General features: G+C 46.5%; 23 protein-coding genes and 13 tRNA genes. 12 read left to right on the top strand and 24 right to left on the bottom strand.

The window, feature by feature from the left end:
* Nucleotides 1-21: 21 nt before the first annotated feature.
* The 18 genes from ACFFUV_RS08325 to lolB form a co-directional block, all read right to left on the bottom strand.
* Nucleotides 22-96 (bottom strand) — tRNA-Gln (locus tag ACFFUV_RS08325).
* Nucleotides 97-119: 23 nt separating this feature from the next.
* Nucleotides 120-206 (bottom strand) — tRNA-Leu (locus ACFFUV_RS08320).
* A 21-nt stretch (nt 207-227) separates the two neighbouring features.
* Nucleotides 228-304, bottom strand: a tRNA-Met gene (locus ACFFUV_RS08315).
* A 25-nt stretch (nt 305-329) separates the two neighbouring features.
* Nucleotides 330-414 (bottom strand) — tRNA-Leu (locus ACFFUV_RS08310).
* A gap of 79 nt (nt 415-493) precedes the next feature.
* Nucleotides 494-568, bottom strand: a tRNA-Gln gene (locus tag ACFFUV_RS08305).
* Between the two features lie 50 nt (nt 569-618).
* Nucleotides 619-703, bottom strand: a tRNA-Leu gene (locus ACFFUV_RS08300).
* Nucleotides 704-779: 76 nt separating this feature from the next.
* Nucleotides 780-854: transfer RNA gene (locus ACFFUV_RS08295), tRNA-Gln, on the bottom strand.
* A 44-nt stretch (nt 855-898) separates the two neighbouring features.
* Nucleotides 899-983: transfer RNA gene (locus tag ACFFUV_RS08290), tRNA-Leu, on the bottom strand.
* A 19-nt stretch (nt 984-1002) separates the two neighbouring features.
* Nucleotides 1003-1087 (bottom strand) — tRNA-Leu (locus tag ACFFUV_RS08285).
* A 55-nt stretch (nt 1088-1142) separates the two neighbouring features.
* A tRNA-Met gene (locus ACFFUV_RS08280) sits at nt 1143-1219 on the bottom strand.
* A gap of 74 nt (nt 1220-1293) precedes the next feature.
* Nucleotides 1294-1368 (bottom strand) — tRNA-Gln (locus ACFFUV_RS08275).
* Between the two features lie 44 nt (nt 1369-1412).
* Nucleotides 1413-1497: transfer RNA gene (locus ACFFUV_RS08270), tRNA-Leu, on the bottom strand.
* Nucleotides 1498-1536: 39 nt separating this feature from the next.
* A tRNA-Met gene (locus ACFFUV_RS08265) sits at nt 1537-1613 on the bottom strand.
* A 283-nt stretch (nt 1614-1896) separates the two neighbouring features.
* Nucleotides 1897-2988 (bottom strand): redox-regulated ATPase YchF, encoded by a 1092-nt coding sequence (gene ychF, locus ACFFUV_RS08260; protein ID WP_390191144.1) that lies wholly within the window; start codon nt 2986-2988, stop codon nt 1897-1899.
* Nucleotides 2989-2998: 10 nt separating this feature from the next.
* Entirely contained in the window at nt 2999-3589 is a 591-nt protein-coding gene (gene pth, locus ACFFUV_RS08255; RefSeq protein WP_390191142.1) for an aminoacyl-tRNA hydrolase, read from the bottom strand.
* A gap of 153 nt (nt 3590-3742) precedes the next feature.
* A complete protein-coding gene (locus ACFFUV_RS08250; protein ID WP_093275393.1) occupies nt 3743-4690 on the bottom strand; it encodes a ribose-phosphate pyrophosphokinase in 948 nt (315 codons plus the stop codon).
* Nucleotides 4691-4718: 28 nt separating this feature from the next.
* Nucleotides 4719-5591: a 4-(cytidine 5'-diphospho)-2-C-methyl-D-erythritol kinase gene (gene ispE, locus ACFFUV_RS08245; RefSeq protein WP_390191140.1), complete on the bottom strand. Its 873-nt coding sequence runs from the start codon at nt 5589-5591 to the stop codon at nt 4719-4721.
* Nucleotides 5591-6205 (bottom strand): lipoprotein insertase outer membrane protein LolB, encoded by a 615-nt coding sequence (gene lolB / locus ACFFUV_RS08240; RefSeq protein ID WP_390191137.1) that lies wholly within the window; start codon nt 6203-6205, stop codon nt 5591-5593. Before lolB ends, ispE begins: the two co-directional genes overlap by 1 nt.
* 161 nt (nt 6206-6366) lie before the next feature.
* Here lolB and hemA point away from each other — a divergent pair, with 161 nt between their 5' ends.
* The 8 genes from hemA (at nt 6367) to ybaK (ending at nt 14234) form a co-directional block, all read left to right on the top strand.
* Nucleotides 6367-7626, top strand: a complete 1260-nt coding sequence (gene hemA / locus ACFFUV_RS08235; protein ID WP_390191134.1) for a glutamyl-tRNA reductase — start codon at nt 6367-6369, stop codon at nt 7624-7626.
* Nucleotides 7627-7651: 25 nt separating this feature from the next.
* A complete protein-coding gene (gene prfA / locus ACFFUV_RS08230; protein ID WP_390191132.1) occupies nt 7652-8740 on the top strand; it encodes a peptide chain release factor 1 in 1089 nt (362 codons plus the stop codon).
* Between the two features lie 5 nt (nt 8741-8745).
* A complete protein-coding gene (gene prmC / locus ACFFUV_RS08225) occupies nt 8746-9597 on the top strand; it encodes a peptide chain release factor N(5)-glutamine methyltransferase (RefSeq protein ID WP_390191903.1) in 852 nt (283 codons plus the stop codon).
* Between the two features lie 17 nt (nt 9598-9614).
* Complete coding sequence (locus tag ACFFUV_RS08220) at nt 9615-9998, top strand: SirB2 family protein (protein ID WP_390191129.1); 384 nt, start codon at nt 9615-9617, stop codon at nt 9996-9998.
* Between the two features lie 13 nt (nt 9999-10011).
* Nucleotides 10012-10821 (top strand): SirB1 family protein, encoded by an 810-nt coding sequence (locus tag ACFFUV_RS08215; protein WP_390191127.1) that lies wholly within the window; start codon nt 10012-10014, stop codon nt 10819-10821.
* 22 nt (nt 10822-10843) lie between these two features.
* Nucleotides 10844-11695: a 3-deoxy-8-phosphooctulonate synthase gene (kdsA, locus tag ACFFUV_RS08210; RefSeq protein ID WP_390191901.1), complete on the top strand. Its 852-nt coding sequence runs from the start codon at nt 10844-10846 to the stop codon at nt 11693-11695.
* A 306-nt stretch (nt 11696-12001) separates the two neighbouring features.
* Nucleotides 12002-13663, top strand: coding sequence for a bifunctional UDP-sugar hydrolase/5'-nucleotidase UshA (ushA, locus tag ACFFUV_RS08205; RefSeq protein WP_390191125.1), 1662 nt, complete (start codon nt 12002-12004; stop codon nt 13661-13663).
* A gap of 94 nt (nt 13664-13757) precedes the next feature.
* Nucleotides 13758-14234 carry a Cys-tRNA(Pro) deacylase gene (ybaK, locus tag ACFFUV_RS08200; protein ID WP_390191124.1) on the top strand — a complete coding sequence of 159 codons (477 nt, stop codon included), beginning with the start codon at nt 13758-13760 and terminating at the stop codon, nt 14232-14234.
* Between the two features lie 58 nt (nt 14235-14292).
* Here the strand turns inward: ybaK and ACFFUV_RS08195 are convergent, their stop codons facing one another.
* On the bottom strand, nt 14293-15543 hold the full coding sequence (locus ACFFUV_RS08195; RefSeq protein ID WP_390191123.1) for a uracil-xanthine permease family protein: 1251 nt from the start codon (nt 15541-15543) through the stop codon (nt 14293-14295).
* A 208-nt stretch (nt 15544-15751) separates the two neighbouring features.
* Here ACFFUV_RS08195 and ACFFUV_RS08190 point away from each other — a divergent pair, with 208 nt between their 5' ends.
* Complete coding sequence (locus ACFFUV_RS08190) at nt 15752-16972, top strand: DUF8605 domain-containing protein (RefSeq protein ID WP_390191119.1); 1221 nt, start codon at nt 15752-15754, stop codon at nt 16970-16972.
* Nucleotides 16973-17020: 48 nt separating this feature from the next.
* Here the strand turns inward: ACFFUV_RS08190 and ACFFUV_RS08185 are convergent, their stop codons facing one another.
* From ACFFUV_RS08185 to bepA, 4 genes are read right to left on the bottom strand one after another with little or no spacing between them, the layout of a single operon-like run.
* Nucleotides 17021-17446 carry a DUF2069 domain-containing protein gene (locus tag ACFFUV_RS08185; RefSeq protein WP_390191118.1) on the bottom strand — a complete coding sequence of 142 codons (426 nt, stop codon included), beginning with the start codon at nt 17444-17446 and terminating at the stop codon, nt 17021-17023.
* 12 nt (nt 17447-17458) lie between these two features.
* The gene (gene wrbA, locus ACFFUV_RS08180) at nt 17459-18034 is read right to left on the bottom strand and encodes an NAD(P)H:quinone oxidoreductase (protein ID WP_390191116.1); all 576 of its coding nucleotides are present in this window, start codon (nt 18032-18034) and stop codon (nt 17459-17461) included.
* Nucleotides 18031-18375 (bottom strand): arsenate reductase (glutaredoxin), encoded by a 345-nt coding sequence (gene arsC / locus ACFFUV_RS08175; RefSeq protein WP_390191114.1) that lies wholly within the window; start codon nt 18373-18375, stop codon nt 18031-18033. Before arsC ends, wrbA begins: the two co-directional genes overlap by 4 nt.
* A 25-nt stretch (nt 18376-18400) precedes the next feature.
* Complete coding sequence (bepA, locus tag ACFFUV_RS08170; protein WP_390191900.1) at nt 18401-19855, bottom strand: beta-barrel assembly-enhancing protease; 1455 nt, start codon at nt 19853-19855, stop codon at nt 18401-18403.
* A gap of 215 nt (nt 19856-20070) precedes the next feature.
* Between bepA and ACFFUV_RS08165 the strand changes: the two genes are divergently transcribed.
* The 3 genes from ACFFUV_RS08165 to ACFFUV_RS08155 all read left to right on the top strand — a co-directional run bounded on the left by ACFFUV_RS08165 (nt 20071) and on the right by ACFFUV_RS08155 (nt 23398).
* Nucleotides 20071-20304, top strand: coding sequence for a sulfurtransferase TusA family protein (locus tag ACFFUV_RS08165; protein WP_390191113.1), 234 nt, complete (start codon nt 20071-20073; stop codon nt 20302-20304).
* Entirely contained in the window at nt 20297-21367 is a 1071-nt protein-coding gene (locus ACFFUV_RS08160) for an AI-2E family transporter (RefSeq protein ID WP_390191111.1), read from the top strand. The genes ACFFUV_RS08165 and ACFFUV_RS08160 overlap by 8 nt, the downstream gene beginning before the upstream one ends.
* Nucleotides 21368-21526: 159 nt before the next feature.
* Nucleotides 21527-23398 carry a methyl-accepting chemotaxis protein gene (locus ACFFUV_RS08155; protein ID WP_390191109.1) on the top strand — a complete coding sequence of 624 codons (1872 nt, stop codon included), beginning with the start codon at nt 21527-21529 and terminating at the stop codon, nt 23396-23398.
* Nucleotides 23399-23466: 68 nt separating this feature from the next.
* Here ACFFUV_RS08155 and bcp read toward each other — a convergent pair whose 3' ends face one another.
* On the bottom strand, nt 23467-23940 hold the full coding sequence (bcp, locus tag ACFFUV_RS08150) for a thioredoxin-dependent thiol peroxidase (RefSeq protein WP_390191107.1): 474 nt from the start codon (nt 23938-23940) through the stop codon (nt 23467-23469).
* Nucleotides 23941-23952: the final 12 nt, after the last annotated feature.

The raw sequence follows: 23952 nt of genomic DNA, 5'->3' as shown, positions 1-23952 counted from the left end.
AACCTCAACTTAGCATAATAATGGCAGGGCTACCTGGATTCGAACCAGGGAATGGCGGCATCAAAAGCCGCTGCCTTACCGCTTGGCGATAGCCCTACAAAATCTGTTATACATTGTCTTGGTGCGGAGAGAGGGACTTGAACCCTCACGTCCTAAAGGACACTAGCACCTGAAGCTAGCGCGTCTACCAATTCCGCCACCACCGCGAAAATGTATTGCAATGTAAATGGTGGCTACGACGGGATTCGAACCTGTGACCCCATCATTATGAGTGATGTGCTCTAACCAACTGAGCTACGTAGCCACTCTGTGATCTTTCGATCTTAATATGGTGCGGAAGGAGAGACTTGAACTCTCACACCTTGCGGCGCCAGAACCTAAATCTGGTGCGTCTACCAATTCCGCCACTTCCGCATTTGTTCTCAACTTACTAAGTATAAATGGCGATGCTCAGTAAGCTTTTCAAGCTGACAATATCAACTTGATAAAATAATGGCAGGGCTACCTGGATTCGAACCAGGGAATGGCGGCATCAAAAGCCGCTGCCTTACCGCTTGGCGATAGCCCTACAGCGACCGCTTTTCAGCGAGTCTGGGTTCTCTATAGAGAGAAGAATAATGGTGCGGAAGGAGAGACTTGAACTCTCACACCTTGCGGCGCCAGAACCTAAATCTGGTGCGTCTACCAATTCCGCCACTTCCGCATTTATTCATGGTGAGTAAGCCAATGGCATAGCTTAGTCACGTTGTTAAGCTGACGATTCAACTTAAATCTAATAATGGCAGGGCTACCTGGATTCGAACCAGGGAATGGCGGCATCAAAAGCCGCTGCCTTACCGCTTGGCGATAGCCCTACAATGATAGCTTGCGCTTATCACAACTCTCGAAGAGAGAATAATGGTGCGGAAAGAGAGACTTGAACTCTCACACCTTGCGGCGCCAGAACCTAAATCTGGTGCGTCTACCAATTCCGCCATTTCCGCAAAATTTTTATGATCAAGATGGTGCGGAAGGAGAGACTTGAACTCTCACACCTTGCGGCGCCAGAACCTAAATCTGGTGCGTCTACCAATTCCGCCACTTCCGCGTCTTGATGTTTAGCATTAACTGTTAATTGGTAAAAACAGATAATGTTAAATAAATGGTGGCTACGACGGGATTCGAACCTGTGACCCCATCATTATGAGTGATGTGCTCTAACCAGCTGAGCTACGTAGCCACTCGTGGAGCGAGACAATATATACATTCTCTTGCTCAGTGACAACCCTTTTGGGGCCAACACTTTAGAAAAAATGGCAGGGCTACCTGGATTCGAACCAGGGAATGGCGGCATCAAAAGCCGCTGCCTTACCGCTTGGCGATAGCCCTACAATGATAGCTTGCGCTTATCACAACTCTCGAAGAGAGAATAATGGTGCGGAAGGAGAGACTTGAACTCTCACACCTTGCGGCGCCAGAACCTAAATCTGGTGCGTCTACCAATTCCGCCACTTCCGCATTATTCCTAAAAACTCTTACTAAAAAAGCATTTAGGAATGGTGGCTACGACGGGATTCGAACCTGTGACCCCATCATTATGAGTGATGTGCTCTAACCAGCTGAGCTACGTAGCCAAAACCTAATTTTTTCTTGCTCTTAAACGAGACTACATCTCGCGGGAACGGGGCGCATTATGCGGATATCAATAAGAACCGTCAACTTTTTTTTTGAATAAATCGGGATAAACGAATCGTTCGGTTTCTTTTTAAACAAAGAGGCGTGTTAATGATCAAAAAGTGTTAGAAAACGTGCGTCTCACTGCCAATAAGATTGTCGCTATTTTTCATTTTAAAACACAGAGGCCAGCGTGAATGCTGGCCTCTCTATTTGCAAATTTAGCTAAGTTTCATCAACTTATTAAACGTTGAAACGGAAATGAACAACATCACCATCTTTGACGATGTACTCTTTACCTTCCAAACGCCATTTGCCGGCTTCTTTTGCGCCACTTTCACCATTGAATTGAATAAAGTCGTCATAGCCAACAACTTCAGCTCGAATGAAGCCTTTTTCAAAGTCTGTGTGAATTTTACCAGCTGCTTTGGGAGCTGTCGCGCCGACTGGAATGGTCCAAGCGCGTACTTCTTTTACGCCAGCGGTGAAGTAGGTGTGAAGGTTAAGCAGTTCGTAACCCGCGCGAATCACGCGGTTTAGACCTGGTTCTTCAATGCCCATATCCGCCAAGAACTCTTCACGCTCGTCATCTTCTAGTTCAGAAAGCTCAGACTCGATGGCTGCACACACAGGAACGACAACGTTGTTCTCTTTTTCAGCAAATTCACGTACAGCATCAAGATAAGGGTTATCTTCAAAACCATCTTCATTGACGTTAGCGATGTACATCGTTGGCTTCAGCGTTAAGAAGTTAAGGTATCCGATGGCGGCTAACTCTTCTTTTGACAACTCGATGCTACGAGCCATACCGCCTTCGGTGAGTACAGGCAGCATTTTTTCAAGTACAGTGAGCTCAAATTTTGCGTCTTTATCCCCGCCTTTGGCTTTTTTAGCATTACGCTGAATCGCACGTTCGCAGGAATCAAGGTCTGCCATCGCCAATTCGAGATTGATGACTTCGATGTCCTCAATTGGTGACACTTTACCTGATACGTGGACGATGTTTTCGTTTTCAAAACAACGTACAACATGACCGATAGCGTCTGTTTCGCGAATATTTGCGAGGAATTTGTTACCTAAGCCTTCACCTTTTGACGCGCCAGCAACCAAGCCTGCAATGTCAACGAATTCCATGGTGGTTGGCAACACTTTCTGTGGGTTGACGATGTTGGCCAATGCATCAAGACGTAAGTCTGGTACAGGTACTACACCGGTATTTGGCTCGATAGTACAGAAAGGGAAGTTAGCGGCTTCAATTCCCGCTTTAGTGAGTGCGTTAAACAGAGTTGATTTACCAACGTTTGGCAAACCAACGATGCCACATTTAAAACCCATGATAGTAACCTTATTCAGCTTTGAACGTGTGTAATCGATTTTGTGCTTTGCTTAGGCCATCTTTCAGTAAGATGTCGAGGCAGCGAACGGATTCATCCACCACGGCGTCTAAGCACTGTTGTTCGGATGCAGGGGCTTTACCTAGCACATAGCCTGCAACTTTGTCTTTATGCCCCGGATGACCAATGCCGATCCGCAGCCGATAGAAATCTTTATTATTGCCTTGCTTACTGATGATGTCGCGCAGGCCATTATGGCCACCATGACCGCCGCCTTTCTTAAATTTAGCGACCCCTGGTGGTAAATCCAATTCATCATGAGCGACCATGATCTCTTCAGGCGTAATTTGGTAGAACTTTGCCAGAGCTGAGACGGCTTTGCCCGATAAGTTCATAAATGTTGTTGGAATAAGAAGCCTAAGATCTTGCCCGTTAACCATGAGACGTCCAGTTAAACCGTAAAACTTTGGCTCATTTTTTAATACCACGTTGTGTACGCGCGCCAGTTCTTCAACCACCCAAGCGCCAGCGTTGTGTCGAGTGTTTTTATATTCGGGCCCAGGATTGGCTAGCCCAACCAGCAGTTTTATCTGTTGACTCAAGGTAGGATCTCTCTGGATTCTTAAAAAGCGCGGTATGATAGCACAGAAATATCCTTTGGTGCGAGATGGTGTTGAGACAGGCTTGTTTGCGGGTAGAAAACAAAAAAGCACTTCCATTTGAGAAGTGCTTTTATCATTTAACTCACGCTGTGATTACGCGTTAAACATTGCCGAAATCGACTCTTCATTGCTGATACGACGAATCGCTTCTGCCAGCATGGTCGATAGCGTTAACTGAGTCACTTTTCCGGTGGCTGCCATTTCTGGAGCTAGGGTGATGGAATCAGTGATGATCACTTGGTCAAGCACAGAGTTTTTAATGTTGCTTGCTGCGTTGCCAGAGAATACGGCGTGTGTCGCGTAAGCAAATACTCGCTTAGCTCCACGTTCTTTCAGAGCTTCAGCCGCTTTACATAGCGTACCGCCGGTATCGATCATGTCATCAACGATGACACAGTCGCGTCCTTCAACATCCCCGATAAGGTTCATGACTTCTGAAACGTTGGCGCGTGGGCGACGTTTGTCAACGATAGCGATATCGATGTCACCTAGAGCTTTTGCGGTTGCACGTGCGCGAACAACACCGCCTAAGTCAGGAGAAACGACGACTGGATTTTCTAGGCCACGGTTTTCCATATCTTCAAGCAGTACAGGCGTACCAAAGATGTTGTCTACCGGTACATCGAAGAAGCCTTGAATTTGCTCTGCGTGAAGGTCAATAGTAAGAACGCGGTCAACACCGACGTTAGAAAGGAAATCGGCGACTACTTTGGCCGTGATTGGCACACGGGCTGAACGCACGCGGCGATCTTGTCGTGCATAACCGAAGTAAGGGATAACTGCTGTAATACGACCCGCTGAAGCACGGCGCATTGCATCAATCATAACCACGAGTTCCATTAGGTTATCGTTGGTCGGAGCACAGGTAGATTGAATGATGAATACATCGCTACCACGAACATTTTCGTTGATTTGCACTGCAACTTCGCCATCAGAAAAGCGAGAAACAGTAGCATCACCAAGGGAAATGTATAGACGGTCAGCAATACGTTGGGCTAGTTCAGGCGTTGCATTACCAGCAAATAGCTTCATATCAGGCACGGTGGAAACCTCAAGGTTGCGTCCAGTTTTAGATAGATTGGTTGTCGACTAATTGGTATTTAGTCAGTGTCTCATGTAACGGTGAAGCGTTCTTGCCTTTTGCCACAAAAGCCGACGCGGTGTCGGGCAATTTTTTAAGGACAGAGAGTGCATCATTCTTGCTCGAGAATTCAGCAAAAACGCATGAACCCGTCCCCGTCAATCTTGACGGCGCGTATTGTAGCAGCCAAGAAAGTTGCTTATCAACCTCTGGGTAGAGCATTCGGACAATTTTTTCGCAATCGTTTTCGTAAGGATCGTCAAGAAGTGTTGCCAGTGCTCGCTTGGGCGTATTTCGCGTCAAATTAGGGTGCGTAAAAATGTCGGCTGTCGAAATACTGACGTTTGGCCGAACAACTAAATACCATTTTTCTTCAACTTCAACAGGTTGCAACTTTTCCCCTACGCCTTCGGCAAATGCGGCGTGTCCGTGCACGAAGACCGGAACATCCGCGCCCAGTTGCAATCCGATTTCTGCTAACTGTTCAAAAGGAAGGTTAAGCTGCCACAAATAGTTGAGTGCCACCAATACGGTGGCCGCATTAGATGAACCACCGCCAATCCCGCCGCCCATGGGCAGCACCTTATTTACTTCTATACTGGCCCCAAGTGGGCAACCAGAATGCGCCTTTAACGCATTGGCCGCTTTCCAAATTAAGTTATCTTGTAGAGCGACGCCAGGCAGAGCTGGGGCTAGTTCGATCTCACCACTTGTATTCGCTTGAATGGTCAGTTCATCACCATAATCGACAAATTGAAACAGGGTTTGCAGATCGTGATAACCGTTAGCTCGCTGGCCTGTAATGTATAAGAATAGGTTCAATTTGGCTGGCGATGGCCAATGGGTCTTTTCCACAATCATTAATTAAACGTCCACTTTGAAATAACGAGATTAATAGTAATGTTGTTTTGTGTTAGCTTGAGTTTACTTGGAAGCGGCGTAGCAAGGCCATTAAATGGATGGTCTTGATAGCGCAAATAATCTAAATGCCAGCGCTGTCCGTTAAGGTCTTTTTCCAGCCAACTCAGTGTATGAGTTTGATTGAGTTGGTAATTATCAGCTTGATTCGGAGCGCCAAGTAGCCAAGAGGAGAGAGGAGCAACAGGCATCACTAACCCGGTGAGGCGATAAATCAACTGTTCGGCGTTGTCAGCATCTAACTTTTGGTCGTCATAAGTTTCAACATGAGCACCTGAGGGGGTGATTGTCATGTTAAGTACGGTTTGCCCAAGAAAGGTACTTAGGCGCAGCTCACTGCGTTGTGGGGAACGGCGCCAAGTGAAATTGAGAGACTGTCTTTCTTGTGGCGATATATAACCGAGTTTTCCTGATGCGCGGTAATCGGTAATGGCAGCCAATTTTTGCTGATGGGCTTGCCATTCAACATTGGTGGTGCTTTCTTTCAAACTACTACAACCCGCCATTAACAAGGCAAAAAGCAGTAGCCAAACCATACGGAATTGAGTTTTTATCATAAAGGCTCTATATTTTTCAGGCATCTATTGGCTTTAGGCCACTATATCATTGATCGTACACGGTGATGAAAACAAATACCGAATGCCCTTTCAATCATACGGGGCATCAAGTAAAATTCACTTCTCATCCATATTGACCAGATTCAGAGAACCCACGATACATGTCTTTGCTCGCTATTGGTATTAATCACAATACGGCGTCTGTCGAGCTGCGCGAAAAAGTTGCGTTTGGCCCCGATAAACTGCCGAATGCTTTGCAGCAGCTCAGTGATAATCCGATAGTGAATGGCAGCGTGATTGTCTCTACCTGCAACCGCACCGAAATTTATTGTGATGTAAAATCGTCAGGAAAAAGTAAGCTGATTGATTGGTTATCGCAATTTCATCAAGTCACACCGGAAGAACTGAAACCAAGCATCTATATTCATGAAGAGCAAGCGGCGATTCGTCATTTAATGCGAGTCTCTTGTGGTCTTGATTCGCTGGTTCTTGGTGAGCCTCAAATATTGGGGCAGGTGAAACAGGCGTATTTTGATTCACGGGGAAATAAAGCGGTTGATCCGGCAATAGAAAAGTTATTTCAAAAAGCCTTTTCGGTTGCTAAGCGCGTTAGAACTGAAACGGATATCGGTGGTAATGCAGTCTCGGTTGCTTATGCCGCTTGTACGCTGGCAAAACATATTTTTGAGTCGCTCGATGACAGCACGGTGTTGTTGGTTGGCGCAGGCGAAACGATTGAACTTGTGGCCAAACATTTGGCGGCAAACGGCTGCAAAAATATGATTGTTGCGAATCGAACGCGTGAAAGGGCAATGGGGCTAGCGGGTGAGTTTGGTGCAGAAGTCATCGGTTTACCCGAAATCCCAGAACATTTAGCGAAAGCCGATATTGTGATCAGCTCAACGGCCAGCCCTTTACCTATCATCGGTAAAGGCATGGTTGAAACTGCGCTACGTACGCGTCGTCATCAGCCGATGTTGCTGGTTGATATTGCCGTTCCTCGAGACATCGAAGCGCAGGTCGGAGATCTCAATGATGTCTATTTGTATTCGGTGGATGATTTACAATCCATCATCGACAGCAATATGGAACAGCGCAAAGTCGAAGCTATTCAAGCTGAGGCCATCGTCAGTGAAGAAAGTGCATCGTTTATGTCTTGGATGCGCTCACTGCAGGCGGTAGATAGTATTCGAGATTATCGTCAGTCGGCGAATGACATACGCGAAGAGCTTTTAAGTAAAGGTTTGCAGTCATTGGCACAAGGCGCTGATCCACAAAAAGTATTAACAGAGCTGAGTAATAAGCTCACCAACAAATTGATTCATGCACCGACTCGGGCACTGCAAAGTGCCGCCGAGCAGGGCGAGCCAGCGAAACTGGCGATAATAAGACAAAGCTTGGGTCTCGACGACCCACAATAATCATCACTCCTGAGTTTAATAAACTATGAAACCCTCAATTCTAACTAAGCTAGAAACGTTAGTTGAACGTTATGAAGAAGTTCAGCACCTTCTTGGTGATCCGGATGTTATCGGCGATCAAAATAAATTCCGTGCATTGTCGAAAGAGTATTCCCAGCTCGAAGAAGTCACTAAGTGTTTTCAAGCTTATCAACAAGCGCAGGAAGATCTGATTGCCGCGCAAGAGATGGCAAAAGAAGACGATGAAGAGATGCGCGAAATGGCGCAAGAAGAGATCGCAGAGTCAAAAAATACCATTGAGCGTCTCGAAGAAGAACTGCAGATCTTGTTGCTACCGAAAGACCCAAATGATGATCGCAACTGTTTCCTTGAAATTCGTGCTGGTGCGGGTGGCGATGAAGCCGGTATTTTTGCGGGTGACCTATTCCGTATGTATAGCCGTTTTGCAGAGAAAAACAGTTGGCGTATTGAGATGATGTCAGCCAGTGAAGCGGAACATGGTGGCTTCAAAGAAGTGATTGCTAAAGTCTCTGGTGAAGGGGCTTACGGCATCTTGAAATTTGAATCGGGCGGTCATCGCGTACAGCGTGTGCCTGCTACTGAATCTCAAGGACGTGTGCATACGTCCGCTTGTACTGTCGCGATTATGCCTGAAATTCCTGAAGCGGAAATTCCTGAAATCAAAGCCAGCGATCTAAAAATCGATACTTTCCGAGCATCGGGCGCGGGTGGTCAGCACGTCAACACCACGGATTCTGCTATTCGTATTACTCACTTGCCAACCGGCACGGTGGTCGAGTGTCAGGATGAACGTTCGCAACATAAAAACAAAGCGAAAGCGATGTCTGTGTTGGCGGCACGTATCATTCAAGCGGAAGAAGCGAAGCGTGCGGCAGAAGTCTCAGATACGCGTCGTAACTTACTGGGGTCAGGTGACCGTAGTGACCGTATTCGTACTTATAACTATCCGCAAGGCCGTGTGTCTGACCACCGTATCAACCTTACGGTTTATCGTTTGAATGAAGTGATGGAAGGCGATCTTCAAAGCTTGATTGATCCGGTGATTCAAGAGCATCAGGCGGATCAGCTGGCGGCCCTTGCTGAAAGTAACTAATGGCGATGGCGCAAACCACCATTGAACAGGCGCTTAAGAGCTCAACCCAACAATTGGCGACGAGTGGCAGTGACTCGCCGTCTGTTGATGCTACGGTGCTACTTTGCCACCTGCTTAATCAATCCCGCACCTATTTACTGACTTGGCCCGACAAAGTACTGTCGGCCGACCAAATCAATGACTTCCACAACTTATTATCTCGCCGTGTTGCTGGTGAACCGGTCGCTTATATTGTTGGCGAACGTGAATTTTGGTCATTACCGCTAAAAGTCTCGCCTTCAACCCTGATTCCTCGTCCGGATACTGAGCGCTTAGTCGAACTCGCTTTGGATAAAGCCACGCCATTGACGGGCGATATTCTTGATCTAGGTACGGGCACCGGAGCGATTGCGTTGGCGTTAGCTTCAGAACTGCCGAGGCATCAAGTCATTGGTATCGATCTTCAGCAAGAAGCACAAGAGTTAGCAACGTGGAACGCGCACAATCTTGGTATCACTAATGTGCGTTTTTGCGCAGGAAGTTGGTTTGAACCGCTGCCCTCTGGTACAAAGTTTGCTTTGATTGCGTCTAATCCACCGTATATTGACGCTCAAGATCCCCATTTGGTTCAAGGCGATGTGCGATTTGAACCGCGCACGGCGTTGGTCGCTGATGACCAAGGGTTAGCGGATATTCGATATATTGCTACTCATGCTCGTGAGTATCTTATCAGCGGTGGTTGGTTGATGTTTGAACATGGCTATGATCAGGGCTTAGCGGTGCGTGATATCATGCAAAGTTTGGGATACCTACAGGTATCAACTGAAAAAGATTACGGCAATAATGACCGAGTGACACTCGGAATGTTTAGCGATTAAGGATAAGAGAGACATTTATGTACGAAGGTTTAAAGCACTTTCACATGTTAACCGTAGCACTCAGTGCCACGCTACTGTCTATTCGATTTGGCCTGATGATGGCCAACTCTCCATTTCAACAAAATAAATTTCTCAAAGTCTTTCCGCATATTAACGATACCTGCTTATTGCTATCAGGTATCGCCTTGATTTATATCACCGGTTTTATTCCATTTACAGACTCTGCGCCGTGGTTAACCGAAAAGATTACTTGTATTTTGGCGTATTTCGCTCTGGCGTTGTTTGCGTTGAAACTGGGTAAAAATCGCTTGCTTCGCAGCTTGGCGTTTCTTGGTGCACTCGGCTGGTTGATCATGGCGGGCAAGATTGCGATGACCAAAATGCCAATTTTGATGGGTTAGTATGGAGCATCAAATGTTAGGTTTAGTAGATGAAGACTTTGATGCAATGGAACTGGTCGAAGGAGCATTGGTACTAAATAAAGCCGTCAATCCAGAGACCCAAGTGAGTTGGAGTGAAGCCGAATTGGCCCGTTTGGTTCGCGAGGCTGAGTTAGCGCTCGCTCATGAACGTGATGAGCAACAGCGTTTTGAATCCTTCCTTCGCTTGTTTTACTCCGAGTGGGGGTTTGAGGGGGACCAAAACGCCTACTTCGATTCTGCTAATGGCTTTATCGATAAAGTGCTTGAACGCCGCAAAGGGATTCCAGTGAGTTTAGGCGCGCTATTGCTTTATTTTGGAAGAAAGCTTGGCTTTCCGATTCAAGGTGTCACCTTTCCGACGCAATTCTTGATTAAATTAGATTGGTACGGTGAAAAGCCCGTCTATATCAACCCGTACAATGGTGAGTATGTGTCACAACATACACTGCATGCCTGGTTGATTGGTCACAGTGGTCCGCTGGCAAAACTGAAAGCTGAACACCTAAAAACCGCAGACAATCCAACGGTCATTGGCCGCTGGTTAGCTTTACTCAAAAGCGCGCTACTGAGAGAGGAGCGCTATACTTTAGCATTGCGCTGTACTGACTTAGCCTTGACCTTTGTCCCTGACGATCCTTATGAAATTCGTGATCGTGGGTTCATTTATCAGCAACTTGATTGTCATCAGGTCGCTTTATCGGACTTTCAATATTTTATTGAGCAGTGTCCCGATGACCCAGCATCAGAGCTATTAAAGAATCAAGTCACTGCACTGAGTGAAACCTCAGTGACATTGCATTAATTTAAAAATTAGAGAGAACATGATGGAACAAAAAATCGTTCACGTTGGTGATATTCCTGTAGCCAACGATAAGCCATTTACTTTGTTTGCCGGCATGAATGTGCTGGAATCACGCGATATGGCCATGCAGATTTGTGAGCATTACGTCAAGGTGACTGAGAAGTTAGGTATTCCGTATGTGTTTAAAGCATCGTTTGATAAAGCGAATCGCAGCTCTGTACACTCATACCGCGGCCCTGGCTTGGAAGAAGGTATGAAAATCTTCCAAGAGCTGAAAGATACTTTTGGCGTTAAAATCATTACCGATGTTCACACCGAAGCACAAGCGCAGCCTGTGGCTGATGTGGTGGATGTGATTCAGCTTCCCGCATTTCTCGCTCGCCAAACTGATTTAGTCGAAGCGATGGCAAAAACCGGGGCAGTAATTAACGTTAAGAAACCTCAGTTTATGAGCCCAGGGCAAGTCGGCAATATTGTTGAGAAGTTTGCTGAGTGCGGCAATGAAAACATCATTCTTTGTGAACGCGGTTCTTGCCACGGTTACGATAACCTTGTTGTGGATATGCTGGGTTTTGGCGTCATGAAAAAATCATCACAAGGCAGCCCGATCATTTTTGATGTGACTCACTCGCTACAAATGCGTGACCCATCGGGCGCAGCCTCAGGTGGTCGACGTGAGCAGACTGTAGAGCTTGCCAAAGCGGGCCTTGCAACAGGTATTGCTGGTTTGTTTATCGAAGCGCATCCGGACCCTGATAACGCGAAATGCGACGGTCCCTCGGCGTTACCATTGGATAAACTTGAGCCATTCTTAGCTCAAATGAAAGCGTTGGACGATTTGATCAAAGGGTTTGCACCGATCGATATTAAATAACCAACCTGTTCGACAAAAAAGCAGCCTCAGGGCTGCTTTTTTATTGGCTAAAATTACGCCAAAACGGAGCAACACGCTCTTTTACAGACGGTTTTTATCGGTGTGAAAACCCTCTAAAGCGCAGTTTTATAGGTGATCTCAACAACAGAATGATGAAAACAATCCACACTGATGTAAGGATTATTTTAAACTTTATCAGGTTTTCGCATTTATCTTTAGACGAGTCGCTTCCCTTAATGGCAAGGCGAACAATGAGTCTATCGAGCACAAGGCAGTGGCATCTCAGCAAAATAAAAAGGTAGGATAATGACAAAACGCCTCATAACAACGTCGGCTATCAGCGCGGCAGTTCTTGCAATACTAGTAGGTTGTGCTTCGCAACCGGCTCATCAATGGCAAACAGATAAGACCTACAAACTCACTGTATTGCACACTAACGATCATCACGGGCGTTTTTGGCAAAACAAATATGGTGAATATGGCATGGCTGCGCGTAAAACGCTGATTGATCAGTTGCGCACAGAAGTTCAGCAGCAAGGGGGGAGCGTACTGCTTTTTTCTGGTGGAGACATTAACACCGGCGTCCCGGAATCTGACTTACAGCATGCTGAACCTGATTTTAAAGGTATGAGCAAGATTGGTTATGATGCTATGGCGTTAGGGAACCATGAATTTGATAACCCGCTTGAAGTGCTATTTAAGCAAGAAGAGTGGGCTAACTTCCCCATGTTGTCGGCCAATATCTATGACAAAGCAACCGGTAAGCGCTTATTTCAGCCCTATCAAATGTTCAATAAGCAAGGAATTAAAATTGCCGTTATTGGTTTAACAACCGAAGATACGGCCAAGATAGGAAACCCTGAATTTATTGGTGGTTTGGAGTTTCGTGATCCGAAAGCAGAAGCCAAGCAATTGATTGCTGAGCTAGAAAAATCTGAGCATCCGGATCTTATTTTTGCGGTGACGCACATGGGGCACTACGAAGACGGTAAGCGCGGTGTCAATGCGCCAGGTGATGTGGCACTGGCCCGTTATCTTGATGAAGGCTCACTGGATATGATTGTCGGTGGTCACTCGCAAGAGCCTGTGTGTATGGAAGCGCCCAATGTAATTAAAAAGAATTTTGAGCCCAGTGATGAGTGTCAGCCAGACAAACAGAATGGAACTTACATCGTTCAAGCGCATGAGTGGGGTAAGTATGTTGGACGCGCGGATTACGAATTTCGTAATGGCGAACTGAATTTAGTGAGTTATGACCTGATTCCCGTCAACCTCAAGAAAAAAGTTAAAGTGAACGGTGAGAGTCAGCGCGTTCTGTATGAGCCACAAATTCCTCAAGACCAAGCCATGCTCGATTTTCTGCAACGTTATCAGGATAAAGGGCAAAGCCAGTTGAACGTTAAAGTAGCGGAAACCAACGGCAAACTTGAAGGGGACCGTAATGTGGTGCGCTTTCAGCAAACTAACCTCGGGCGCTTAATTGCTACAGCACATATGGAGCGTGCGAAGGCTGATTTCGCGGTAATGAACTCAGGTGGAGTCCGTGATTCCATTGAAGCTGGAGAAGTGACCTATAAAGATGTGTTACGTGTTCAGCCGTTTGCCAATATTATCACTTATACCGATATGACCGGCGCCGAAGTGTTAGATTATCTTAATCAGGTCGCGACAATGCCAGTTGATTCGGGCGCTTATGCTCAGTTTGCCGGTATTTCAATGACCGTACAGTATGGCAAAGTGTCAAATGTGTTTATCGGCGGCGAACAATTGCGTTTAGATGACACTTACCGTTTTACGGTACCAAGCTTTAATGCTGCAGGAGGCGATGGTTACCCGAAATTGACAGGCCATCCGGGCTTTGTGAATACGGGGTTTGTTGATGCTGAAGTATTAAAGGATTACCTTCAGTCACACAGTCCTTTAGATGTTAACCAATACGCGCCCGTTGGCGAGGTTGTTTACAAGTAACCTTGACCTTATCGTCAGATTGGATTTTACTAAAACGCCGCGTAATGCGGTGTTTTTTATGCTTTACGATTTGCTTTAGGGAGTTATCACGTCAATGACACCAGCCATCAACCTTGCTAAGAAGAAAAAAATAGCGCATACCGTGCATCAATATGATCATGATCCGCGCGCGCAAAGTTACGGTTTGGAAGCGGCTGAGGTGTTAGGGCAAAACCCTCAGCAGGTTTTTAAAACCCTATTGTTTGCGTTAAATGGTGTTGCTAACCAATTGGCGGTGGCGATCATCCCGGTTTCAGAGCAGCTCAATTTAAAATTGGCGGCGAAAGCGGCGAAAGTCAAAAAAGCAGACATGGCCAATCCAGATATCGCACAAAAAGTGACAGGTTATGTGGTGGGGGGAATAAGCCCACTGGGACAGAAAAAAGCCTTACCCACATTTATTCATCAAAGCGCTTTGGAATTTGACACCATATGCGTCAGTGCGGGCAAACGAGGGCTTGAAATAGAGTTAGCCCCAAACGACTTGGCCAGCTTGACGCGCGGTGAGTTTGTCTGCTTATGTCAGCCATGATTGGGATAAAATAAAAAGCGGCGGTTGCCGCTTTTTTCTAAAATCGACGGGGTGATAACTACTTGGTTTCTTCTTCCATTTGCGCATTATCGACCACATGGCTCTCACCCAAATCGTTTGGCAAGATAAGGTTGAGTACAATCGCGACGATTCCGCATAAGCTCACACCTTGCAGGCTAAAGTCGCCGATGCCAAATGCCATTCCGCCGATACCAAATACCAACGTCACCGCAACAATCACCAAGTTACGTGATTTATGAAGATCGACATTGTTTTTAATCAGCGTGTTTAGGCCTACGGTGGCGATTGAGCCAAAAAGCAAGATCATGATACCGCCCATCACCGGCACTGGCACGGTTTGTAAAAGCGCACCCAATTTACCCACTAGAGCAAGAATAATCGCCGTAACCGCAGCCCATGTCATGATGACTGGGTTGAAGGCTTTCGTCAGCATCACTGCGCCTGTCACTTCACTGTAAGTTGTATTTGGTGGCGCGCCAACCATTGAAGCCGCAATGGTTGCTACCCCGTCACCGGTGATGGTGCGGTGAAGACCTGGCTTTTTGATATAATCTTTTCCGGTCACGTTTGAAATCGCCAGCATATCGCCCACGTGCTCTACGGCGGGGGCAATAGCCACTGGAATCATAAACAGTACGGCATTAATGTTGAACTCAGGGAAAGTAAAGTTAGGTAGCGAGAACCATGCGGCTTGTGTAACGGCATCAAAACTGACCACGCCGAAAAATAGGCTAACGACATAACCCGCGACAATCCCACCGAAAATCGGCAGTAACTTCATAAAGCCTTTGGCAAAGACGCTCATCGCGATAGTCGTCAGCAAGGACACGGCGGAAATCCACAATGCCGCATCGGCCTCGACCAATTGAATTGAGCCATCACCAGCCTTACCCAAGGCCATGTTAACCGCGGTTGGTGCGAGTCCAAGACCAATCACCATGATGACTGGGCCAACCACCACTGGGGGAAGAATTTTATGAATAAAACCCACGCCGCGGACTTTAATCAAAGCGCCTAGCGCAACGTAGACGCAACCTGCAGCCATCAAACCACCCATGGTGGCAGCGATACCCCAGTTTTGAACACCGACGAGAATAGGAGCGATAAAAGCAAAGGAAGAAGCGAGGAAGATAGGAACGGAGCGGCGAGTAATAAGTTGGAAAAGTAGGGTGCCCATACCAGCACCGAATAACGCGACATTTGGGTCTAAACCGGTGAGTAGCGGAACCAACACCAGCGCACCAAAGGCGACAAACAGCATTTGCGCCCCTTGTATGACATTTTTCATTTCTTACATCCCTTGCAGTAAAACAAAATTCGCGGGATTTTATCACCATAGCAATCGTTTGCAATCTGAATTAGATCAAAGTTTGCATTTAATGCGTTAGTTTAGTGTTAGATTGGTGACATCAACGCTTTGTTTAGTCGCCACGATGTTGCTCAAGATGATATAGTTGCTTATCATCCATTTTCTCTATCAATTATGTAGGAAGAGTATGCGTAAATTAGCTTTATTGGCATTAGCAATGGTCCACCTTCCAGCCTTTGCATTGAGCCATGTTGATCTTTATCGAACCGAAGTCGCGGTAGATCAAAATGAAAGCAACGCAGAAAGCGCGGCGCGGATCGCTGGTATGAAAGAGGTCATCGTTCGAGCATCTGGCGATCAAAATGCGGTAAATAATGAAGCAATTCAAAAAGCTTTATCGCGAAGCTCAAATTACTTGGCGCAGTTTAGTCAAAGTAAGAATGGCGACCAGACGACAATGCGCATGGTGTTCAATGACCGCCAAATTCGCGATTTATTCACTCAGGCTCAAGTCCCATTTTGGCCAGCAAACCGCCCTGATGTTTTAGTTTGGTTGGTAGAAGAAAATCGTTACGATCGAACTATTGCTTGGGAGCATTCGGACTCGCAAGTGTTGGCGCAAGTGCGTCAGCAAGCCAAAACACGTGGCTTGCCGATTACTGCCCCGGTGGGGGATTTTGATGATATCACAGGTATCGAAGTGTCTGATTTATGGGGTGGCTTTGTCGATCCTTTGCGTCAGGCGAGTAAGCGCTATCAAGCGGATGCTGTTTTAGTGGTGAAAGCGCAAGGTGAGCAACTGCGTTGGACGCTGTATGATCAAAAGCCGGTTATGCTCGGACAAACACGTCAAGCACCACTGGTTGGAAGCGCTTCCGGTGATGAGGCTCCAACGGAAATGGTCAACAAGCTCAGCGATTATTTTGCGAAAAAAGCCTCAGTAGTTGTCGCGAGTGAATCGTCGGAATCGTTAAAAGTCCATTTTTCTGATATCGAAAGTGGCGTGAGCTTCTTTGTATTAGAAAATAAATTGAAAGCACTGAGCTCGGTGGCATCACTGGATATTTTGACGATTCAAGCCGATACCGTCACCTTTAATGTGCATTTACTGACATCAGCCCAAGAGTTCGAACAGCAAGTCAATAGTATGGGGCTCGTGTTACAACTCGAAGATTCAGTGATGCCAAGCGCGCAAAGCCAAACGTATGCATCGCAAGATCAGGTCAAGTCTGAATTAGCTGGAGGCGCACTGCCACTTGAAACCAATGTTGAGGTAGAAGCGATTTCAATGAATGGTGGTGATGTTCCCGTTGTTGCGCCGCAGCGAGTGCTTAACTTCCAATGGCAAGGGCAAGGCGTGGTGCCAGAGTTTGATGAAGCTGAAACCTCATCAACTGACCAAGAGTAAAACAAAAAAAGAGCCTTTCGGCTCTTTTTTTATATCAACATAACGTGGTTAACGATCTTCAAAAGATTGTTTTTCGCGTTTTTCCACTTCTGACAGCTTCGTCAACTTCATGCCCAACTCCTTACCGCGTTTACGTGCATAGACGGTATTCCCGATAAAGGCGCAAAACGTCAGCATCAGCTCGATGACTGCCAACCAACGTTCGCCGTTATCAACGTATAACAGCGTTAATGCATGTAAGAAATAGAGCATCAAGACAAAATTCGCCCAAGCATGGGTATAAGGTTTTCCGGCCAGAATACCGGGCAGGGGCAGCAGCAACGGTATACACCAAGCGATCGCTAAGGAGAGGCTACTGAGGTGCGGGTGAGGAGAAACGAACAGTTGCCATAAGGCGACCCATGCCAGTAACCCCAAGTTTCCGACCAACGCCAATAAGCGATAGTTGCGCGTAGATGGTTGCATGTCACTCATGTTTGAGTCCTCTTACTCTTGAGCCAATTTTTTAGCGGTTAGTGCTAAGCGCTTACCCAAGTTCTGAGCAAGTTCGCTCTCTTGTTGGCTAAGCCCACTGTGTTGGTTGTTGGCATGGGCTGAGGCGCCATAGGGAGTACCGCCACTGCGGGTGGTATGTAGGCTTGGCTCGCTATAGGGAATGCCGAGCACCATCATGCCGTGATGTAGTAGTGGGTACATCATCGTTTGCAGCGTCGTCTCTTGTCCTCCGTGTAGACTGGATGACGAAGTAAACACACATGCTGGTTTATCAATGAGTGAACCGGAGACCCAAAGCTCGGTGGTTTTATCCCAAAAATGTTTCAGCGGCGCTGCCATGTTCCCAAACCAGACTGGGCTACCCATCGCTAAACCATGGCAGTGCTTTAGTTCACTGGGGGTGATGAGCGGGTCATCAGGCTGTGGATTCTCGACCTCTATTTCTGCCACGCAGCGCAAAAGCGCTTCACACTCAGCAACCGATTCAACCCCTCTTGCAATTTGACGAGCCAGCGCCTGGGTTGATCCATGTCGACTGTAATACAGTACGACAATTTGATAACTCATAAAATCTCAAGCACCTGCTCTGGTGGGCGGCCCAGTTTGGCTTTGCCTTGATTAACGACAATAGGGCGCTCAATCAATTTAGGATGACTGGTCATGGCTTCAAACAGTTGCTCATCGTTGGCATCTGCCAGGTTGAGCTCTTTGTATTCGGCTTCTTTTGTACGCATCATTGCGCGCACATTATCCACGCCGAGTTGAGTATAAAGAGTTTTGAGTTGTTCAACACTTGGCGGAGTTTCAAGATACTTTACGACTTCAGGGGTGATATTTTTCTGCTCTAAAAGCGCAAGGGTCTCGCGGCTTTTTGAACAACGAGGGTTGTGATAAATAACGACAGACATGTGGGTTTTCTCCTAAATATTATTGTTATTGCAGGGCCATAAAGCGGTCACGTTGTGACATTAATTGGTCAATGCGTGCGTCATAACGCGCCTGTTCCAGGCTACCTAAATCGGCAAGTTTACTGGCTTGCGTATAATACTGAATCGCTTTATTCCAATCCGCTTTTAAGGCCAGAATTTCACCTCGTGCCGCGAGGTCTTCTTGGCTTTTCCCTAGGTGGGAATTGGCTTGTGAAAGTAGGTGCCAGCCATTAAGGTCATCAGGATTATCATGGGTATAACGCTGAAGCACTTTCACGGCTTGTTGGTTTTTACTGTCTTCAATTAAGCTGTTGGCATAATTAATTGTCAGTACCGGGTTTTTCGGATTCACTTTCAGTGCGGTTTCTAACAGCGATTGTGCTTTTTGATACTCTTTTTTACCTAAGTAAAGATCGGTCGCTGCATCAAGGTAAAAGTTATTGTTTGGATCCTGTTTGAGCAACGCTTCAAGCATAGGTTGCGCTTTATCAAAGTCACGCTTATCGAGGTACACCAAAGCTCGACCATAATCAAAAGCGGGCTTTAATTGCTGACTTGCGCCTTTTTCTGCCCGATTAAACCAGTCTAGCGCTGCCTCACCATTGATGCCTGCATACCGAGCGACAATTCGTGAACGTGTTAAATGATAACTCAACGATGGTGATAAGTGTTTCTCAGGATAACTGGCAGCGCGCGCTCGGCTATCGGTGATACGCGCTTCGGGAAGCGGGTGGGTGAGTAACATCGGAGGCGGTGTACTGGCATAACGGTATTCATCCGCTAGACGGCCAAAAAATCTTGGCATCGCCTGCGCTTCAAAGCCCGCTTTAGCCAAAGTGGCGATACCAAATCGATCGGCTTCTTGTTCATTCGAGCGGGTATAGTTAATTTGACTTTGCGCGTTACCTGCGGTGGTCGCTGTCATTGCGGCAATTCCCGCTTCAGGCGCAGCAATGGCCAACAATAGTGAACCGGCAAGTGCGGCCAAGGTTGCTGGCGAACGGCGAGCCTGGTCTTCCATACTTCGAGCTAAATGGCGCTGCGTGATATGGGCAATTTCATGCGCCATGACCGAGGCTAATTCACTTTCGGATTTAGCGTGTAAAAACAATCCGGAATGCAACGCAACGTATCCGCCGAAAAAGGCAAAGGCGTTGATGTTACGGTCACGGATCATAAAGAAAGTAAATGGCGTTTTGACATCATTGGCATTGGCAACCAAGCGATGGCCTAAACTCTCGATGTACTCATTTATCACCGGATCACTGATAATGGGCTGGCTATTGCGTAACATGCGCATATACGCATCACCGTATTGACGTTCTTGAGCAATGGTCAATGTGCCGCTTGCCGCGGTACCGATATCGGGAAGATCAAGAGAGTTCGCTTGGCTTGGCAGCGCCGGCGATAGAGCGGTTACGATGCACAAGTAAAGTAACGAGCGAGTGCGTTTCAACATAGTATGAGTCATTGTCCTTTTCTTATTGAGGTTTGACATCACCGCAGCATTTTTGTTTCAAGCTATGAGTAAGCCTATGGGAAAGCTCGACAAATTTAAACAATAGACGTCAAATACACGCTTTGATGAGGGCGAGTAATTACTTGTGCTTTTCACTGACGCTATAGCAAAAACACTATACAATGTTGGCACTATGATAAGCATCAATCGACAGAATGAAACCCAATATTTTAGATTTACGTGATGAGCGTTGTCCGATGGCGTTATTACTTGCTAAACGTCACATTAATCACAGTGAACAGCAAGCATATACGCTTTGGGTTGGTGACAAATCTGCCAAAACAGATATCGTTAATTGTCTTCATCTTCAGGGGTTTAAAGTAGAATGTACCCACATGGAAGGGTACTACTGTTTAGACGTGAGCAAAGGAAATTTATTGAATGTTTGACATGATCGTTCGCTGGTACAAACGGCGTTTTTCTGATCCTCATGCCGTGAGTCTCGTTGCGATACTCTTATTCGGGTTCATCATTATCTACTTTTTCGGTCATTTGATTGCGCCGTTATTAGTAGCGATTGTGCTCGCGTATTTGTTGGAGTGGCCCGTTGTTCAACTTGGACGGTTAGGCATTCCAAGAATGGTGGCGACCATTTTAGTCATCGTGACATTTACCAGTTTAATGGTACTGGCCGTGTTCGTCTTGGTTCCGACCATATGGCAACAGGTGGGAAATTTGCTCAATGATGTGCCAAGTATGTACAGCGGACTGCAAAAGTTCATCGCGTCGATTCCACAGCGATATCCTGAGCTGGCGAATTTACAGTTGGTCGAAACGGTGGTGGTGAATACCAAGAACCAAGTAATTCAGATGGGTGAAACCGTGGTTAAAGGCTCATTCGCCTCATTGATGAGCGTTGCCACTCTTGCTATTTACTTGGTGTTAGTGCCGCTACTGGTATTCTTTTTACTTAAAGATAAGCAGCAGATGCTCAATATGGCCTCAGGCGTGTTGCCACGCAATCGTAAACTAGCGATGAAAGTGTGGTATGAGATGAACGATCAAATTACCAACTACATTCGTGGTAAAGCGTTGGAAATTTTAATCGTTGGGGTCGCAAGTTATATCACATTTGCTGTGTTGGATTTGCGTTACTCGGTGCTGCTCGCAGTGGCGGTTGGGTTATCGGTGTTAATTCCATACATCGGAGCGGCGGTGGTGACGGTACCTGTTGCGGTTGTCGGTTTGTTCCAGTGGGGGCTAACTCCTCCTTTTTATTGGCTATTACTGGCTTATGGCATCATTCAAGCACTCGATGGTAATGTGTTGGTGCCTGTGTTGTTTTCCGAAGCCGTTAACTTGCATCCGGTCGCCATTATTGTCGCGGTGCTGGTGTTTGGCGGAATGTGGGGATTTTGGGGCGTATTCTTCGCCATTCCTCTTGCAACCTTAGTAAAAGCCGTATGGAATGCATTGCCAAGCCAAGAGGAAGAGCCGCAAGCGAACGGTTAGCCTTAACTTGCTCAGTCAATAACGCCCGTGATGCTGATTGGTATCACGGGCGTTTTTATTTAGTTGTAAGCAATTATGTCTATTAAATAAATATCTCTAAATTATATAAATTCATTACCGATATTAATAAAGAGTAAAGGAAGTATTGAAAGGAATGTTATGAGATTTAGTCAGAAGATTGTTACAGCTTCTTCGCTGTTGTTATTTGTTACGGTAAGTGTTCTTTCTCTTCATCAGATTTATACCCTAGACGATGAAATTCAGGGTGTTGTTGATACCAGCCTCAAAGAGTTGGTTGAATCCACTCGTGATACCGTCGATGCGCAAATTGAAGGGCGCAAAGCATTAGCTCAAGCGACGACAGAGCAATTGGCATTTATGCCCAATAACCGTGAGCATATCAAACGTGTGCTTGAATCACCCAAAATGAAAAGTGAATTTCTTGCCATCGGTTACGCGTTTGATAGCGATGGTAGCATGATCGAAAATGATGACGGTTGGACGCCGGGAGCGGATTACGATCCTAGAACTCGCCCTTGGTTTAAAGGCCCAAAGAATGCTCGAAAATTAACGGTGACTGCGCCTTATTTAGATATGGCTTCGAAAAAAATTATTGTGTCGATCGGTACACCTGTATATCAAGACGGACAATTTGTCGCGGGCATGTTTTACGATATCGAACTTTCTGGCTTGGCGGAGTTAATTAATAACGTCAATTTACTTAATGCCGGAAACTTACTTTTAATGACCGCAGATGGCACCACTATCGCCCATCCCGATACAGAAAAGAACGGCACCAAACTCGATACCTATCTTCCTGGGCTCAATATACAACCCGGGATGCAAAGCTATGAGCTAGAAGGCAAAGAGTACCTCGTTTTCTTTGCCAAACTGTCCACAGAAGATTGGTATGTCGGCGCTTTGGTTGATCCTGATATCGCTTTTGCTGCGGTCGATCATATGGCAATTAACTCCTTGATATATGGTGTTGTTGGTATCGTCATCAGTCTTATTTTGCTCGGCGTGCTGATCAAATACCTAATGGGACCGCTGCGTGCACTGAACAGCGCGATTCAAGATGTTGCCTCAGGGCAAGGGGATTTAACCAAGCGTTTAAATACCAATACCGACAAAGAGTTTGCAGAGCTTGCTGATGGCTTTAACCGTTTTTCTGAAACACTACAAAAACAGATTAGCCAGTCCAAAGAAATTGGTGCGGAGATTTTACGTGGCACGGAAATGACGGTTGCTGGGGCCCAAGAGTCAGCCCACGCCATGCGCAGCCAGTTAATGGAATTGGAACAACTGGCGACAGCAATGCATGAGATGTCAGTGACCGCTTCTGATGTCGCAAATAATGCCCAAAGTGCGGCAGCGGCGGCGAAAGAGGCAGAAGAAGCAACCAATGAAGGGTCTAACGTGGTCAGTGATACCACCGAGTCCATCAACGCTCTGTCTGCACGGATCGACCAAGCGGTTGAAGAAGTCCAAGGCTTGGAGTCGGCAACCGCCAATATTGAAACCATATTGGAAGTCATCAATGACATTGCTGATCAAACCAATTTGCTCGCATTGAATGCAGCGATTGAAGCGGCTCGAGCTGGGGAATCGGGGCGTGGTTTTGCGGTAGTTGCTGATGAAGTTCGAACCTTGGCGAGCCGGACTCAACAATCGACTACTGAAATCCGTACCATGATCGAGCAACTACAATCTGGTGCGAAGTCTGTGTCTGACGCGATGACAGAGAGCAAACACACAGCCGTTTCGGCGGTAGATAATTCGCAAGCGGCGAATATCGCCTTGGAGCGGATTGGCAGTGCGATTATGCGAATCACGGAGATGAACACCCAAATTGCGGCCGCGGCTGAGCAGCAGAGTTTGGTTGCCGAAGAGATCAACACCAATACGGTGAAGATTAAAGACTTGTCGACTCAAGTGGCGGAAACGACCGAAAACTCGAGCATCGCAATGCAAGCGCAAACGGAAAATGTCCGTGAGCAAGATGCCGTGCTCAACAAGTTCATTGTTTAGTCACCTTAGGTGGTGGGGGACAAAAAAGGCCAGTCAATGACTGGCCTTTTTTCATTAACCTTGAGGTTTTATTGGGCGTTTTCTTTTAGATAGTTTAAAACCACTTCATGGTGGTCTTTGGTTTTGAACTTATTAAACACATGTTCAATCACACCCTCTTCATTAATTAAGAAGCTAATGCGGTGAAGGCCATCGTAGACTTTGCCCATGAATTTCTTCTCGCCCCATACGCCAAATTGCTCTGCTACGGCGTGGTCTTCATCGGAAAGTAGCGTGAAGTTGAGATTATCACGCTCAATGAACTTCCCTAGGCGTTTGACCGGGTCAATGCTCACACCAAGCACGACAACATTGTGCTCAGCCAACTCTGCGTTCACATCACGCAGACCTTGCGCTTGAACGGTACAACCTGGGGTCATGGCTTTTGGGTAAAAATAGAAAAGAACTTTTTTGCCTTTGAAGTCGTCAAGTTTGACGGTGTTGCCATCTTGGTCTAGCAATGCAAATGCCGGTGCTGGTGTACCCGCAGTTAACGTATTCATGAGGATTCCTTT

Source organism: Vibrio olivae, from assembly GCF_042428525.1.
Lineage (GTDB): Bacteria > Pseudomonadota > Gammaproteobacteria > Enterobacterales > Vibrionaceae > Vibrio > Vibrio olivae.
Note: the sequence above shows the minus strand (reverse complement) of the source record. Positions and strands in the feature narration are given on the sequence as shown.